The 14,192-nt window shown below is 74.7% G+C and carries 14 protein-coding genes; 5 read left to right on the top strand and 9 right to left on the bottom strand.

Annotation, left to right across the window (positions count from 1 at the left end; translation table 11 throughout):
* Nucleotide 1 precedes the first annotated feature (1 nt).
* The gene (locus EDC50_RS08980) at nucleotides 2–535 is read right to left on the bottom strand and encodes a DUF2975 domain-containing protein (RefSeq protein ID WP_123770141.1); all 534 of its coding nucleotides are present in this window, start codon (nucleotides 533–535) and stop codon (nucleotides 2–4) included.
* A gap of 80 nt (nucleotides 536–615) precedes the next feature.
* On the opposite strand from EDC50_RS08980, the gene EDC50_RS08975 reads away from it, so the two are divergent.
* Nucleotides 616–2,502 (top strand): retropepsin-like aspartic protease, encoded by a 1,887-nt coding sequence (locus tag EDC50_RS08975; RefSeq protein ID WP_123770140.1) that lies wholly within the window; start codon nucleotides 616–618, stop codon nucleotides 2,500–2,502.
* On the opposite strand, the gene EDC50_RS08970 is transcribed toward EDC50_RS08975, so the two are convergent.
* Nucleotides 2,499–3,410 carry an NAD(P)-dependent oxidoreductase gene (locus EDC50_RS08970; RefSeq protein WP_123770139.1) on the bottom strand — a complete coding sequence of 304 codons (912 nt, stop codon included), beginning with the start codon at nucleotides 3,408–3,410 and terminating at the stop codon, nucleotides 2,499–2,501. The genes EDC50_RS08975 and EDC50_RS08970 overlap by 4 nt on opposite strands.
* A 186-nt stretch (nucleotides 3,411–3,596) precedes the next feature.
* Here EDC50_RS08970 and EDC50_RS08965 point away from each other — a divergent pair, with 186 nt between their 5' ends.
* From EDC50_RS08965 to EDC50_RS08955, 3 genes are all read left to right on the top strand, one after another.
* Nucleotides 3,597–4,433 carry an AraC family transcriptional regulator gene (locus EDC50_RS08965; protein ID WP_158635711.1) on the top strand — a complete coding sequence of 279 codons (837 nt, stop codon included), beginning with the start codon at nucleotides 3,597–3,599 and terminating at the stop codon, nucleotides 4,431–4,433.
* An 83-nt stretch (nucleotides 4,434–4,516) separates the two neighbouring features.
* Nucleotides 4,517–6,184, top strand: a complete 1,668-nt coding sequence (gene treA / locus EDC50_RS08960) for an alpha,alpha-trehalase TreA (RefSeq protein WP_123770137.1) — start codon at nucleotides 4,517–4,519, stop codon at nucleotides 6,182–6,184.
* 2 nt (nucleotides 6,185–6,186) lie between these two features.
* Entirely contained in the window at nucleotides 6,187–7,419 is a 1,233-nt protein-coding gene (locus tag EDC50_RS08955; protein ID WP_123770136.1) for a serine hydrolase domain-containing protein, read from the top strand.
* Nucleotides 7,420–7,733: 314 nt separating this feature from the next.
* Here the strand turns inward: EDC50_RS08955 and EDC50_RS08950 are convergent, their stop codons facing one another.
* The 6 genes from EDC50_RS08950 to EDC50_RS08925 all read right to left on the bottom strand — a co-directional run bounded on the left by EDC50_RS08950 (nucleotide 7,734) and on the right by EDC50_RS08925 (nucleotide 11,027).
* A complete protein-coding gene (locus EDC50_RS08950) occupies nucleotides 7,734–8,531 on the bottom strand; it encodes an OBAP family protein (RefSeq protein ID WP_123770135.1) in 798 nt (265 codons plus the stop codon).
* 47 nt (nucleotides 8,532–8,578) lie between these two features.
* Complete coding sequence (locus EDC50_RS08945) at nucleotides 8,579–9,028, bottom strand: hypothetical protein (protein WP_123770134.1); 450 nt, start codon at nucleotides 9,026–9,028, stop codon at nucleotides 8,579–8,581.
* Entirely contained in the window at nucleotides 9,025–9,669 is a 645-nt protein-coding gene (locus EDC50_RS08940) for a DUF5671 domain-containing protein (RefSeq protein WP_123770133.1), read from the bottom strand. The genes EDC50_RS08945 and EDC50_RS08940 overlap by 4 nt, the downstream gene beginning before the upstream one ends.
* Before the next feature lie 82 nt (nucleotides 9,670–9,751).
* Nucleotides 9,752–10,171, bottom strand: a complete 420-nt coding sequence (locus EDC50_RS08935; RefSeq protein WP_123770132.1) for a VOC family protein — start codon at nucleotides 10,169–10,171, stop codon at nucleotides 9,752–9,754.
* On the bottom strand, nucleotides 10,162–10,584 hold the full coding sequence (locus tag EDC50_RS08930; RefSeq protein ID WP_123770131.1) for a YciI family protein: 423 nt from the start codon (nucleotides 10,582–10,584) through the stop codon (nucleotides 10,162–10,164). Before EDC50_RS08930 ends, EDC50_RS08935 begins: the two co-directional genes overlap by 10 nt.
* 23 nt (nucleotides 10,585–10,607) lie before the next feature.
* Complete coding sequence (locus EDC50_RS08925) at nucleotides 10,608–11,027, bottom strand: YciI family protein (RefSeq protein ID WP_123770130.1); 420 nt, start codon at nucleotides 11,025–11,027, stop codon at nucleotides 10,608–10,610.
* A gap of 197 nt (nucleotides 11,028–11,224) precedes the next feature.
* Here EDC50_RS08925 and EDC50_RS08920 point away from each other — a divergent pair, with 197 nt between their 5' ends.
* Nucleotides 11,225–12,838, top strand: a complete 1,614-nt coding sequence (locus EDC50_RS08920; protein ID WP_123770129.1) for an OpgD/OpgG family glucan biosynthesis protein — start codon at nucleotides 11,225–11,227, stop codon at nucleotides 12,836–12,838.
* Between the two features lie 52 nt (nucleotides 12,839–12,890).
* On the opposite strand, the gene EDC50_RS08915 is transcribed toward EDC50_RS08920, so the two are convergent.
* On the bottom strand, nucleotides 12,891–14,117 hold the full coding sequence (locus EDC50_RS08915) for an MFS transporter (RefSeq protein ID WP_123770128.1): 1,227 nt from the start codon (nucleotides 14,115–14,117) through the stop codon (nucleotides 12,891–12,893).
* Nucleotides 14,118–14,192 lie beyond the last annotated feature (75 nt).

Raw genomic sequence — 14,192 nt, 5'->3', positions numbered from 1 at the left:
GTCAGACGATTTGCGCGTTGTCTTCGGCCAGCCGGCGCGCCTCGGCCATCAGCGACGCGACCAGCAGGAACAGCAGCGCGCCGAGCAGCGCCCAGAAGTGCGCCGCTTCCAGCTGCAGCCGGACCTCGCGCACCTCGGCCCAGCCGGCCGCCGCGAGCAGCCCGAGCAGCGCCGGCGGCAGCAGCACGTCCACCGGCACCAGCAGCGCCAGCGCCCAGGCGAACGCGCGCAGGTGCCGGGTGGCCGCGGCGCTGAAGAACTCGCCGCGTTCGAACAGCCGCATCAGGCGCGAGAGCCGCAGCAGCCCGTACAGCAGCACCGCCGAGAGCACCGACGCGGACGCCAGCGCGACCCGCGGGTGCGGCTGCAGGTACGCCGGCATGTCGACTTCGACGCCGAATCCGCCGTACTGGCCGCCGGCGCCCCCCTGCCACCACAGCCAGGCATTGGCCAGGGCCAGGCCGGCGATGCCGCAGGCCAGCAGGCGCCGCACCGTCCGCGCCCGCCGCCGGGCGCCGTTAACAGATTCGGTCATTTCCGTAAAGTAATAAAAGTTTGTTGTAATTCGATAAGTTTTGAATGCAGGATGGCCATCCCGCCCGCAGAGAATAGTCCATGACCCCGTTCCACCGATGGCCGCGCCTGGCGCTCGCGCTCTGCGCCGCCCTGGCCTGGCTGGCCGCCCCGGCCGCGGCCGCGGCCGCCGACCCGGACCCGCAGGCGCTGTTCGCGCGGATGAAGGCCGCCAGCGGCGGCGAGCGCTGGGACCGCATCGGCGAAATCGAATACGAGGCGGCGCTGCGCCAGGGCGGCGAGGCAGGCCGCGTGCGGGTGCGCCGCGATCTCGTCGGCGGCCGCCACCGCGTCCGCTCCGACCTCGGCGTGCAGCACGGCGAGCGCGGCTACGACGGCCGCGACGCCTGGATGCGCGACGAAAAGGGCCTGGTCACCGTGCTGGACGGCGCCGCCGCGCGGCGCGAAGCGCTCACCGACGCCTACCTCGCCCGCAACGGCTGGTTCGCGCCGCCCGCACGCGATCCGGCCGCGATGGCCTACCTCGGCGAGCGCCGCGACGGCGACGCCCGCTACCACGTGGTCGAAGTGACGCCCGCCCGGGGCGCGACGCTGGCGGCCTGGCTCGACGCGCGCACCGGCCTGCTCGCGCGCCTGCACCGGCGCGGCGACGACGGCCGCGAGACCGTGCTGCACTACGGCGACTACCGCGAGGTCGACGGCGTGCGGCTGCCGTTCTCGGTGCGCCAGAGCGAAGGCGACGCCCGCTACGACAGCCTGCTGCGCCTGACCCGCGTGCGCACGCGTCCGGTCGCGGACGCGGCGCGCTTCGCGCGCCCGGCGTCGGCGGTGCGCGATGCGCGCATCGCCGGCGGCGCGCGCCGAACGACGGTGCCGTTCGAGTTGTACGCCGGCAAGATCCTGGTATCGCTGTCCATCGACGGCGGCGCGCCGCTGCCCTTCCTCCTCGACACCGGCGGGCTGAACCTGCTCACCCCGGCGGCCGCGCGAGCGCTCGGCCTGCGCGGCGAGGGCGAGCAGCCGGTGCAGGGCGCCGGCGAGGGCGTGCAGAGCCTGCAGACCGCCCGCGCCGGCCGCTATCGCCTGGGCCAGGTGGAACTCGACGACCAACGCTTCCTGATCGTCGAGCTGCCGCAGCTGCTGGTCGAACGCGGCGACAAGCCGCCGATCGCCGGGCTGATCGGCTACGAGCTGCTGCGGCGCTTCACCGTGCGCATCGACTACGACGCGCGCCTGTTGACCGTCTCGCCGGCCGGCGGCCTGGCCGGAACGGACGCTCCGGACGTGCTGGCGTTGAGCTTCGACGACCGTACCCCGCAGGCGACGGCGCGGGTCGACGGCGCCGAGGGGCTGTTCGCGCTCGACACCGGCTCCGGCAGCGGCCTGTCGCTGCTGGCGCCGTTCGCCGCCGGACACGGCATCGTCCTGGACGCGGACCGCGCCGGCATGATGGGCGGCGTCGGCGGCCACGTCCGCATCCGCACCGGCCAGGTGCGGCGCTTCGAGCTCGGACCGCACGCGCTGCCGCGCCCGTCCGCCGACATCGTCGAGGCCAAGGCCGGCGTGTTCGCCTCGCGGCTGCTGGCGGGCAACGTCGGCCAGGCGGTGCTCTCGCGCTTCGTCCTCACCTTCGACTACGACAGCCGCCGCCTGCGGGTGGAGCCCGGACGCCGCTTCGCCGAGCCGTTCGAAACCCCGGCCACGCTCGGGTTCGGCCTGGACCGCGTCGACCGCACGCGCTTCCGCGTGCTCCATGTCGCCGAAGGATCCGCCGCGGCCGGCGCGGGCGTGCGCGCCGGCGACGTGGTCACCGCACTCGGCGGCGAGCCGGCCGAACGCTTCGACCTGGACGAACTGCAGGCGCTGCTGCGGCGAAGCGCGCGCAGCGGCCTGGACCTGTCGATCCAGGCCGAAGACGGCACCGAACGCATCGTCCGCGTGCCGCCGGCCGCGCCGGGCCGCCGCTAGGCCGCGGCGCGCGCGCCCGGGTCGCCGCGCAGCACCTTGATCAGCGCCGCGACTTCCTCGCCGCCGTAGCCGGCGTCGGCGGCGCGGCGGAACAGCCCGGCGGCGAAGGCCGGGAACTCGTCGTTGATGCCGCGCTCGCGCGCGGCGCGGGCGATGCGCGCGGTGGCTTCGACCGAGATGCTCAGCGGACTTTCGCCGACGGTGAAGTCGCCGGCCTGGATCGCTTCGCCCTCGTACCTGAGGAAGTCGGCGAAGGTCGGGCCGATGCCGGCGACCAGAGCGCCGTAGCGGTCGACGCGGAAGCCCTCGGCCTCGGCGATGCGCGCGCCGTGGAAGAAGCCGATCGCCGCGCCGTAGATGTACGACAGCGTCGCCATGTCCATCGCCGCCGCCGCGCCGGCGTCCTCGCCCAGGTACTCCAGCCCGCCGCCGAACACGCGCAGCAGCGGCTCGTGCGCGCGGTACGCGGCTTCCGCGCCCGACAGCAGGATCGGCGTGTCCGGCCGGCCCATCTGGCCCGGCGCGGCCTGGATCGCGCCGTCGAGGTAGGCTCCGCCCAGCGCGCGCACGCGCGCCTCGCCGGCGCGCGCCTCCTGCGGGCTGCCGGTGGTCAGCTGCAGCAACAGGCGGCCGTCCAGCGCCGCCGCGACCTCCTCGTCGAGGATCGCATCGGAAGCGGCGTAGTCGTGCACGCACACCACCACCGCCGGGCTGGCGCGCACCGCCGCCAGCGGCGACGGCGCGAGCCGCGCGCCGGCCGCGAGCAGCGGCCCGGCCTTGGCCGCGGTCCGGTTCCACACCGTCGTCTCGTAGCCGGCCTCCAGCAGCAGCCGCGCCAGGGTGCCGCCCATCTGCCCCAGGCCGATCACCGTGGCCCGCTTCGTCTCCGCCTTCGTTTCGTGCGTCATCGCATGCTCCTCGTGTCCGATGCGCCGCCACGGCGGCGGCGCGGAGCGCGCATCGTCGGCCCGCGCGCGGCGCGCGTCGCGCAGGAACGGCCGGCGTTCGAGCACGCGCGGACGCCGGGACGCAGTGTCCACGGCATGGGCCGAACGGCGGCCGATAATCGCGGCACTCCGCCGCGCGAGCCCACGATGCATCCGCCTTCGTCCGTATCCGTTCCGCTGCTGCCGCCCGCCGGCGACATCCTCGTCGAGCGCTTCGCCACCCGGCCGGGGCCGGTCGCGCTGGAGCCGGTCGCCGAGCACCGCATCAAGGTGCACACCGGCGCGCCGGTCACTGGCACCTGCCACGACCGCCGCTTCCGCTACGCGCACGGCGACGTCGACCTGCTGCCGGCCGGCAGCGCCGACCGGTGGCAGGAGGACGGCCCCAGCGACTCGGTCATGCTGCGCTTCGCCCCCGCGCTGCTGGCGCGCGCCGCCGACGAACTCGGCCTGGACGGCGCGCGCGCCGCATTGCCGCTGCGCCACCAGTTGCGCGACCCGCAGATCCAGCACATCGCCTGGGCGCTGGACGCCGACCAGCGCGCCGGGCGGCCCGGCGGCCGCCTGTACGCCGACGGCCTGGCGCAGGCGCTGCTGGGCTATCTGCTGATGCGGCACCGCGCCGCCACGCCCGCGGCGCGCGGCCTGAGCCGGCCGCAACTGCAGCGCGTGGCCGAGTTCATCGAAGCGCATCTGGACGAGGACCTGTCGCTGGCGCGGCTGGCGCAGGTCGCCGGCCTCGGCGTGTCCCATTTCAAGACCCAGTTCAAGCGCGCCACCGGCATGCCGGCGCACGCCTACGTGGTGCGGCGGCGGGTCGAACGCGCGCGGGCGCTGCTGCTGCGCCGCGACCGGACCGCCGCGCAGGTCGCGGCCGAGGCCGGCTTCGCCCACCAGAGCCACATGGTGCGCTGCCTGCGCAAGGCGCTGGGCGCGGCGGCCGCGCCGCTGCTGCGCCGTGCGCCCGCGCCGCCGCGCGGCTGAGGCGAGGGCGCGCCGGCTCTCCACTCGCACACGCCGGCTCGGCTACCCTGACGCCCGGCGTTTCCACCGGGAGAGTGCTGCGCATGCGCGATCGTTCCCTGTTCCGGGCCCCGCTGCTGGCCCTGTGCCTGGCCGTTCTCGCCGCGCCCGCCTGCGCGCCGCAGCCGCGCGCGGACGTCGCGCCGCCGCGCGGCGCCGTCGCCGAGCCGCCGCGCGCGCCCGACCAGGCCTATCCGGAACTGTTCGACGCGGTGCAGCGCGCGCGCCTGTTCGAGGACCAGAAGCACTTCGCCGACATGGTGCCGCGGCGCGAGCCGGCGCGGATCCGCGCCGATTACCTCGCCCGGCGCGACGCGCCCGGCTTCGACCTGGCGGCCTTCGTCGCCGACCACTTCGACGAACCCGCAGCGGCCGAGGCCGGCGCGGTGCGCGCCGAAAACGACCTGCGCCGCCACATCGACGCGCTGTGGCCGGTGCTGACCCGCCGTCCGTCCGACGCGCCGCGCCACGGCAGCCTGCTGCCGCTGCCGCAGCCCTACGTGGTGCCGGGCGGCCGCTTCCGCGAGATCTACTACTGGGATTCGTACTTCACCATGCTCGGCCTGGCCGAAGGCGGGCAGGCGCAGCGGGTGCGCGACATGCTCGACAACTTCGCCTACCTGATCGACCGCTACGGCCACATCCCCAACGGCAACCGCAGCTACTACCTCAGCCGCTCGCAGCCGCCGTTCTTCGCCTACATGGTCGAACTGGAAGCGCGCCGCGGCGGCGACGCGGTGTACCGCCGCTACCTGCCGCAGCTGCGCAGGGAGCACGCGTACTGGATGCAGGGCGCGCACACCCTCGCGCCGGGCGAGGCCTCGCGGCGCGTGGTGCGCCTGGCCGACGGCAGCCTGCTCAACCGCTACTGGGACGAGCGCGACGCGCCGCGCCCGGAATCCTACCTGCAGGACCTCGAAACCGCGGCGCAGGCGCCGCGGCGCGCGCCCGGCGAGGTCTACCGCGACCTGCGCGCCGCCGCGGAGAGCGGCTGGGACTTCTCCAGCCGCTGGCTCGGCGACCGCAAGAGCCTGGGCACGATCCGCACCACCGCGATCGTGCCGGTCGACCTCAACAGCCTGCTCTACCACCTCGAATCGGTGATCGCCGTGGCCTGCGAGAAGGACGCGCAGCCCGCCTGCACCGAGGACTTCCGCGGCCGCGCGCAGCGCCGCCGGGCGGCGATCGAACAGCACCTGTGGAACCCGGCCGGCTACTACGCCGACTACGACTGGAAGGCCGGCAAGGTCAGCGACCAGGTCACCGCCGCCGCCTTGTTCCCGCTGTATGCCGGCCTGGCCGCGCCCGGACGCGCGCAGCGCACCGCCGCGACGGTGCGCGCGCGCCTGGTCCGCCCCGGCGGCCTGGTCACCACCGAGCTCAACACCGGCCAGCAATGGGACGCGCCCAACGCCTGGGCGCCGCTGCAGTGGGTCGCGGTCGAAGGCCTGCGCCGCTACGGCGAGGACGCGCTGGCCGAGACCATCGGCCGCAACTTCCTCGCCCAGGTCGACGCGCTGTTCCGGCGCGAACGCAAGCTGGTGGAGAAATACGACGCCGAGGGCCTCAAGGGCGGCGGCGGCGGCGAATACCCGCTGCAGGACGGCTTCGGCTGGACCAACGGCGTGACCTTGAAGCTGCTCGCGCTGTACGGGCCGCGGCTGGCGCGGGCGCGCGCGCAGGACGCGCGGCCGGCCGCCGCGGCGCACTAGCCGTGCGCCGCCTGCGCGTCGCGCTGTGCGTCGCCGCGCTCGCCGCCGGCGGCGCGCACGCGGGCGGGCCGGTCGCGGAGGTCCGCGTCGCGTTCGACCGCGACGGGGTGGTCGCCACCGACGCGCGCGGCTACGCCGACCTCGCCGCGCGGCGCGCGGTCTCCGCCGACGACCCGGTGCGGATCGCCTCGATCTCCAAGCTGGTGGTCGCCATCGGCGTGCTGCGCCTGGTCGAGCAGGGCAAGCTCGATCTCGACGCCGACCTGTCGCCGCTGCTCGGCTGGCGGCTGCGCCATCCGGCGTACCCCGACGCGCCGGTCACCCTGCGCCTGCTGCTCTCGCACCGCGCCGGCCTGACCGACGCCGCCGGCTACCACGCGGTGCCGCTCGACGGCGAACTGCGCGAGATCCTCGCCGACCCGCGCGCCTGGGACGCCGCCCACGCGCCGGGCACGCATTTCCGCTACGCCAACCTCGGTTTCCCGCTGGTCGCTGCGGCGATGGAGAAGGCCACCGGCGAGCGTTTCGACCGGCTGATGGACCGGCTGGTGCTGCGTCCGCTCGGCATCGTCGGCTGCTTCAACTGGGCCGCCTGCGACGAACGCACCGCCGCGCGCGCGGTGGTGCTGTACGACGCCCAGCGGCGGCCGGTACGCGACGACCATCGCGGCCGCAAGCCGGCCTGTGCGGTGAACCCGGCGCGCGACGGCCGCTGCGACCTGGCGCGCTGGCGGCCCGGCGCGAACGGCGCCCTGTTCTCGCCACAGGGCGGGCTGCGCATCTCCGCGAACGGGCTCGCCCGGATCGGCCGGCTGCTGCTGCGCGACGGCGAGGTCGACGGGGTGCGCCTGCTGACGCCCGCGTCGGTGCGGACGATGACGCATCCGGCGTGGACCTACGCCCGCGGCAACGGCGCGACCTACGAGGAGGACGGCGGCGACCCGGCCAAGCGCGGCTTCTACTGCCGCTACGGCCTGGCGGTGCAGGTCCTCGCCACGGGTCGCGAGGGCTGCCGCGACGATCCGTTCGGCGATGGCATCGCCCGCATCGGCCATGCCGGCGCCGCCTACGGCCTGCTCTCGGGCCTGTGGCTCGATCGCGAGCGCGGCACCGGCGTGGTTTACTTCGCCACCGGCATGACGGACGCGCCGGCCGGCACCCGCTCGGCGTTCAGCGCGGTCGAGGAGCGGCTGGCGCGCGGCGAGGACCCGGGCCCGGGGCGGGGATCGGAGTAGCCGGCGTCGTCGCCGGGACCGGAGCCGGCGTCGCCGGCAACGGCCGGGCATCGCCCCGCGCGTCCGCGAAAACGCGGCTTCGGCCGCCGCGCGCCGACCTTCTGCGGCGTCTCCGGGTTCCCGCGCTCCAGCCGCTGGATTCCGCCTTCGCGGCGATGCCGCGGACGCGGGATCGCCCGGCTCCTGTCGGGAAGGCGCCCCGCGATGGCCGTCCTTCCCCGCGCAGGCGGGCAGCCGGCGTCCTCGGCCTGCAGGCATCCGAAGTCGCCCGACTCCGCTTTCGCGGAAACGGCGGCGGTCGTGCCGGCCTTGTCCTAGCGCCGCGTCTCCGCCTTGTCCACCACGCCCGGGATCGGCGTCGCCTGCGGGAAGGCCGCGCGCAGCGCGTCCACGCCCTCCTGCGGCTTGGCCAGCGGCACCAGGTCCTGGCGGTCGCGGCGCAGCTGCGGGGTGGAAATGCGCATCGTGCGGTCGCGCGCCTCGACCAGCGCGGGCTGCGCCTCGCCGTCGCGGCTGAACGACCAGGCCAACCGCGCCGGGCCGAGCGGCAGCGCGTCGCCGGGCGCGGTGCCGTGCCGGGAATGCCAGGTGTGCCAGGTCTTGCCGTAGCTGTTGAGCTTGCTGCGCATCAGCGCCTTTTCCGCCGCCTGCGGCAGGAACGGCGCGGCGAGCTGGCCGGACAGGATCTCGCCGTTGTGCGGATGCCAGTACCCGCGTTCCTCCGCCGGCAGCCGTTCGAACAGCCGCCCGGAGATGATGTACTCGATGCCGTTGAGGTTGGCCCGCGCGGTGTTGCCGTCGAACAGCGCGCACTGGGCGAAGTCCTCGTTGACTTGGCGGCAGAAGTGGTGCGCTTCCATCTGCGCGTGCGGTTCGTCCTTCAGCGGGTGGAAGCCGACCAGGTAGACGTCGAAGCCCAGCAGCGGCGCGTCGGTCTGCAGCAGCCGGGCGCCGGCTTCGAGCGCGTCGGTCCTGGCGCTCTCCGGACGCCCGGGCGGCGCCACCTGCGGCGGGTCCGGCGCGCCGCCGGTGCAGCCGGCCAGCGCCACCAGGCCCGCCGCGCACAGCCCGCGGCCGGAGCGCGGGCGAGGAGATCCGCGAGGGTGTGGCATCGGCGCACCCTAGCGCCGCGGCCGTCATGCCGCCGCGAAACCGGCGTTCAGCCGGAAGCCGCGCGCCGCGGCTCGAGCTCGCGTTCGAAGCACTGGCGGCCGGCGCCGTGGCGCCAATCGTCGCTCCAGGCGATCGCCGCATCCGGCACCTGCGCGGTGTCGGTGGCGAAGCGCGCGCACAGGCGGAAGCGGCGCGGCCCGAGCACCTCGTAGGCGTAGGGCGCGCCGCTCACCGGGTCGGCGATCGGCAGGCGCTGCCCCGGCTGGGCGGCGAGCGTCGCCAGGCCAGGCGGCAGCGCGCCGGTGCGCCGGGCGTGGGCGCGCAGCGCTCGTTCGATCCGCTGCAGGTCGGCGGTGCGGCGACGGTCCAGCTTGGCCTCGCGCTGCTCCGCCGGCGAGCCCGTCACGTAGAGCGCGGCGGCGACCGTCGCCACCACGACCACGCTCGCCGCGAGCGCCAGCCAGCGGCCGGCCTGCGGCCCGCGCGGCGTGCTCACGCCTCCTTCTCCTCGCGCCGCAGGTCGGCCAGGTAGTAGCCGAACACGGTGCCGGCGATCGCCCCGGCGACCAGCACCTTGAGCGCGAAGCGCAGGGTCAGCTCGCCGCCGAGCAGGTTGTAGACCAGGGTGATCATGTCGCCGATCAGCACGCCGGCGGCGAGGAACAGCGTGAGGTAGGTCAGCCAGCGGCGTACCGGCGACAGCCGCTTGACCGGATTGCGCGCCAGTTCGCGGCCGAGGTGGCGGGCGACGAACAGGAACACCGGGAAGGCGATGATCACCGAAGCGGTGGACCAGCGGATCGAATGCGCCAGCCCGGCCCCCGCGTACGGCGGATCGGCCGGGTCGGGCAGGGCGCGCTCGATCAGGTCGAACAGCAGGCTGCCCAGGTGCCAGGCGGCGATGTACAGCGTGGCGAACAGCAGCAGGTAGAGGAAAGCCTCGCGCGCCGACAGGTAAGGCCGCGGCTTCGGCACCGGCACCGGGAAGTCGACGTCCGCGTAGGCGCCCAGCGCGCTGCGGACCTGCTCCGGCGGCCACCCCGCCGCGGCCAGCGCGGCCTCGATCGCCGGCTTCGGCGCGCCGCGGGCGAGCGCCTCGCGCACGAACAGTTCCAGGTCCTGCGTGCCTGCGGCCATCGGCGCTCCCCTGTTCCTCCGGTGAGCGGCAATCTAGCACCCGCGGCCGCGCCGGGCGCAACTCGCGCGCCGGCGCTCCGCCTCACACCGGCGGCATTTCCCTGAGGCAGTTGACCATCCACGGCTTGCCGTAGCGGTCGACCAGCATGCCGAAGCGGTAGGCCCAGAACGTTTCCTGCAGCGCCATCGTCGCCGTGCCGCCATCGAGCAGCGCGGCGTAGACGCGCTCGGCCTCGGCCGGCGTGCCCGCCTGCACGTTGACGCTGGTGCCCGCGCCCGGCGGCACGTCGGCGTTCGGCCCGTCGGCGCCCATCAGGATCAGCCCGGGCGCGCGGATCTCGCTGTGCATCACCCAGTCGCGCGCTTCCGGCGGCGTCTGCTCGCGCATCTGCGTTTCGCCGTAGGTCACGCGCATCGTGACCGCGCCGCCCAGCGCGCGGGCGTAGAAGTCGAACGCCTCGCGGCACTGGCCGGCGAAGAACAGGTAGGGGATCAGCTGCATCGGGATGTCTCCTCGCGTCGAAGGCCGACGCTCAGGCATGCGCAGGGAAGGGCGGGGCGCGAACCGGGAAGCGGCGACACCGCGGCGCCGGAATCCGCGCCGGCCGGGCGCGGTTCGACCCCGCCGATGTCGCCGGACGGCGCGCGCGCGATCCACGCCACCGCGTCCTCGGGCGAGCCGACCCGCAACGGCCGGAAGCCGGCGGCCAGCTCCTTGGTTTCCGCGAACGGACCGTCGGTCACCGCAGGCCGGCCGTTCCCCGGGCGCGCGCGCTTGCCGCGCGCGCCGGGCTGCAGGCCTTCCAGCAGCATGCCGGCGCGAGCCGGCTCCTCGTTGCCGCGGCGCAGCGCCGCGGCGCCGCCTTCGCCCGCTTCGCAGGCCGCGCTCGCCTTCACCGGGGCCAGCACGCGCATCGTCGTCCTCCGCGGGCGGGCGCTCAGGCGCGCGCGCCGAGCCCGGCGCGCAGGCGTTCGTCGCGCGCGCGCTGTTCCGGCGTGAGCGTCGCGGCGAAGTCCTCGGCCTCGAAGATCGGGCGCAGCTCGACCTCGGTGCCGCCGTCGAACGGCGCGCGCTTGAGCCACTCCACCGCCTCCTCGAACGTGCGCACCTGCCAGATCCAGAAGCCGGCGAGCAGTTCCTTGGTTTCGGCGAACGGGCCGTCGGTCACGGTCCGCCGCGCGCCCTCGAAGCGCACGCGCGCGCCCTTCGCGCTCGGGTGCAGGCCGTCGCCGGCGAGCATCACCCCGGCCTTGACCAGCTCCTCGTTGTAGCGGCCCATCGCTTCCAGGATCTCGGCCGAGGGCATCACGCCCGCTTCCGATTCCGCATTCGCCTTCACCAGCACCATCACGCGCATCGTCGTCGCTCCCTGGGGTGGATTCGGGCCGGTCGTTCCCGGCGCCTGTCGATACGACGAACGGAAAACCCGGGAATCGACGCCCCTTTCGGGGACGAACGGCGCGCGCGGCCGTAAACGCTCCATGAATCCATCGCCTAGCCGCCCCGCCGGCGCCTTGGCTAGCATGGCGGTCCCGTTCACGACGCGCCCACCGCATGATCCGACGCCAGTTCCTCAAGCGCGCCGCGGGCGCGCTGGCCGTGCTCGGGCTGCCGCCCGCGCTGCTCTCGTCCGCCGCCTGCGCCAAGACCGGCGACGGCCGCAACCTCCTGCGCTTCGGCCCGCCGCAGCCGTTCGACTACGCCGCGCTCAAGGGCCAGGCGCGCGCGCTCGCGCAGGCGCCGTACCGGCCGCACGGCGGCGACTTGCCGCCGGCGGTGGCGGCCTTGAACTGGGACCAGTACCAGTCGATCCGCTACCGCAAGGATCACGCGCTGTGGGCCGGCGACGCGGGCCGCTACCTGGCGCAGTTCTTCCATCTCGGGCTGTTCTTCAAGCGGCCGGTGGCGATGCACGAGGTCGCGAACGGACAGGCGCGGGCGATCGAGTACGACCCCGGCATGTTCGACTACGGCAGCAGCGGCCTGGGCCGGGTCAAGCTGTCGGAGCACCTGGGCTTCGCCGGGTTCCGCCTCAACCGGCGCGGCGACCCGGACCGCGACTTCGCCGCGTTCCTCGGCGCCAGCTATTTCCGCGCGGTCGGCCGGCAGGGCCAGTACGGCCTGTCGGCGCGCGGGCTGGCGATCGACACCGGCATGGACCGGCCGGAGGAGTTCCCCGACTTCGTCGCGTTCTACCTGGAGCGGCCGGCGGCGGACTCCGACACCCTCGTCGTCTACGCCCTGCTCGACTCGCCCAGCGTCGCCGGCGCCTACCGCTTCGCGATCACGCCCGGCGAGCCGCTGCTGATGGACGTGGACGCCGCGCTGTATCCGCGCAAGCCGATCGAGCGCCTCGGCATCGCCCCGTGCACCAGCATGTACCAGACCGGCGAGAACGACCGCCGCATGGCCTGGGACTGGCGCCCGGAGATCCATGACAGCGACGGCCTGGCGATGCACACCGGCGGCGGCGAGTGGATCTGGCGCCCGCTGACCAACCCGCCGGAACTGCGCTTCAACATGTACGCCGACCGCGACCCGAAGGGGTTCGGCCTGCTGCAGCGCGACCGCGACTTCGACCACTACCAGGACGATGGCGTGTTCTACGACCGCCGTCCGTGCCTGTGGGTGGAGCCCAAGCACGGCTGGGGCGAGGGCTCGGTGCAGTTGGTCGAGATCCCGACCGTGGACGAGACCTTCGACAACATCGTCGCGTTCTGGAACCCGCGGCGGAAGCCGCAGCCGGGCGAGGAGTGGCTGGTCGGCTACCGCCTGTTCTGGGGCGCGGCGGCGCCGGCGCAGCCGCCGTTGGCGCAGTGCGTCGCCACCCGCACCGGCCTGGGCGGGGTGATCGGCTTCAAGCGCGAGACCTGGTCGCAGCGCTTCGCGATCGACTTCAAGGGCGGCGCGCTCGCCGCGCTGGCCGCGCGCAACGCGCAGGTGGAACCGGTGCTGGACGCGCGCGGCGCCAGGCTGCAGACGATCTCCGCGCGACCGCAGCACGAGATCCGGGGCTACCGGGTGATGTTCGACGCGGTGCCCGACCACCCCGACAGCCGCCAGATCGACCTGCGGCTGTTCCTGCGCGACGAAGCCGGCAACGCGCTCAGCGAAACCTGGCTCTACCAGTGGAGCCCGCCGCCGTTGGCCCAGCGCAAGATCTATTGAGGGCCTCGGCCGCGACGGCGCGACGCGGCGATCGCCGCGGCCGCGACGCCGCTCACTCGCACTCCACCGCCAGCACCGCCCGCGCCTGCGCCTCGCGCCGCGCCCAGAAGTAGACCAGCAGCCCGGCGATCGCGGTCGCGGCGCCGACCACGCCGGTGGAGGTCCAGCCGTAGCCGGCGGTGATCGCCATGCCGCCCAGCCACGGCCCGAGCGCGTTGGCGGTGTTGAACGCCGAGTGGTTGGACGCGGCCGCGAGGGTCTGCGCCTCGGCGGCGACGTCCATCAGGTGCGCCTGCAGGATCGGCGCGAGCGCGCCCATCGTGCCGACCGCCAGCACCGCCGGCAGCACCGTCCACACCGACCGCGCGGCCAGCGGGAACAGCAGCAGGACCAGCGCCGACCACCCCAGCACCACCGCGGCGGCGCGGAACTGCAGGCGGTCGAACAGCCAGCCGCCGGCGAGCGTGCCGAGGATGCCGCCGAGGCCGAACGCGACCAGCCCGAACGGCACGAACGACTCGCGCACGCCGGTCACCTGCACCAGGGTCGGCGCCAGGTAGCTGAAGACGCAGAACATCCCGGCGAAGCCGATCGCGCCGATGCCCAGCGCCAGCCACACCGGCTTGCGGTTGAAGTCGCGCAGCTCGCGCAACGCGTCCGGGCGCGGCGCGTTCACGCGCGGCAGCACGCGCGCGGTCATCGCCACGGTCGCCAGCGCGATCACGCTGACGATGGCGAACGCCCAACGCCAGCCGAAGTGCTGGCCCAGCCAGGTCGCCAGCGGATTGCCGACCAGCAGCGAGATCGACAGCCCCAGCATCACCCGTCCGACCGCGGTGCCGCGCTGCTCCGGCGGGCTGATCCGCGCGGCGACCAGGGCGGCGACGCCGAAGTAGGCGCCGTGCGGAAGCCCGGCGACGAAGCGCGCCAGCATCAGCGTGGGATAGCCCGGCGCCAGCGCGCTGGCGAGGTTGCCGAAGGCGTAGAAGCCCATCAGCGCCAGCAGCAGGCTGCGGCGCGACAGCTTCGCGCCGAGGATCGCCAGCAGCGGCGCGCCGACCACCACGCCCAGCGCGTAGGCGCTGACCACGTGGCCGACCTGCGGTTCGTTCACCCCCAGCCCGCGCGCGATCTCGCTGATCAGGCCCATCACCACGAACTCGCTGGTGCCGATGGCGAACCCGCCCATCGCCAGGGCGAACAGGATCAGCGTCACCTGGCGCGGGCTCAGCGCCGGCGGCGGGGAAGAAGCAAGGGAAGCCTGGGCGTGCGCGGTCATGCGCGCATTATTGTGCACTGCAGCATGAGACGCCAGCACGCCAGCGGAACGCCGGTTTCCGCGCCCGGAATGCCG

The sequence above is a fragment of the Vulcaniibacterium tengchongense genome (assembly GCF_003814555.1).
Classification (GTDB): Bacteria; Pseudomonadota; Gammaproteobacteria; order Xanthomonadales; family Xanthomonadaceae; genus Vulcaniibacterium; species Vulcaniibacterium tengchongense.
The sequence above is the reverse complement of the archived record's forward strand: the minus strand, read 5'-3'. Positions and strand labels throughout refer to the sequence as shown.

Excerpts from the sequence above, each read along its gene's own strand:
- EDC50_RS08920 (WP_123770129.1), top strand. The coding sequence starts at position 11,225 with ATGATCCGACGCCAGTTCCTCAAGCGCGCCGCGGGCGCGCTGGCCGTG.
- EDC50_RS08940 (WP_123770133.1), bottom strand. The coding sequence starts at position 9,669 with ATGGCCGCAGGCACGCAGGACCTGGAACTGTTCGTGCGCGAGGCGCTC.
- EDC50_RS08980 (WP_123770141.1), bottom strand. The coding sequence starts at position 535 with ATGACCGAATCTGTTAACGGCGCCCGGCGGCGGGCGCGGACGGTGCGG.
- EDC50_RS08970 (WP_123770139.1), bottom strand. The coding sequence starts at position 3,410 with ATGACGCACGAAACGAAGGCGGAGACGAAGCGGGCCACGGTGATCGGC.
- EDC50_RS08950 (WP_123770135.1), bottom strand. The coding sequence starts at position 8,531 with ATGCCACACCCTCGCGGATCTCCTCGCCCGCGCTCCGGCCGCGGGCTG.
- EDC50_RS08935 (WP_123770132.1), bottom strand. The coding sequence starts at position 10,171 with ATGCAGCTGATCCCCTACCTGTTCTTCGCCGGCCAGTGCCGCGAGGCG.
- EDC50_RS08930 (WP_123770131.1), bottom strand. The coding sequence starts at position 10,584 with ATGCGCGTGCTGGCCCCGGTGAAGGCGAGCGCGGCCTGCGAAGCGGGC.
- EDC50_RS08915 (WP_123770128.1), bottom strand. The coding sequence starts at position 14,117 with ATGACCGCGCACGCCCAGGCTTCCCTTGCTTCTTCCCCGCCGCCGGCG.
- EDC50_RS08965 (WP_158635711.1), top strand. The coding sequence starts at position 3,597 with ATGCATCCGCCTTCGTCCGTATCCGTTCCGCTGCTGCCGCCCGCCGGC.
- EDC50_RS08975 (WP_123770140.1), top strand. The coding sequence starts at position 616 with ATGACCCCGTTCCACCGATGGCCGCGCCTGGCGCTCGCGCTCTGCGCC.
- treA (WP_123770137.1), top strand. The coding sequence starts at position 4,517 with ATGCGCGATCGTTCCCTGTTCCGGGCCCCGCTGCTGGCCCTGTGCCTG.
- EDC50_RS08925 (WP_123770130.1), bottom strand. The coding sequence starts at position 11,027 with ATGCGCGTGATGGTGCTGGTGAAGGCGAATGCGGAATCGGAAGCGGGC.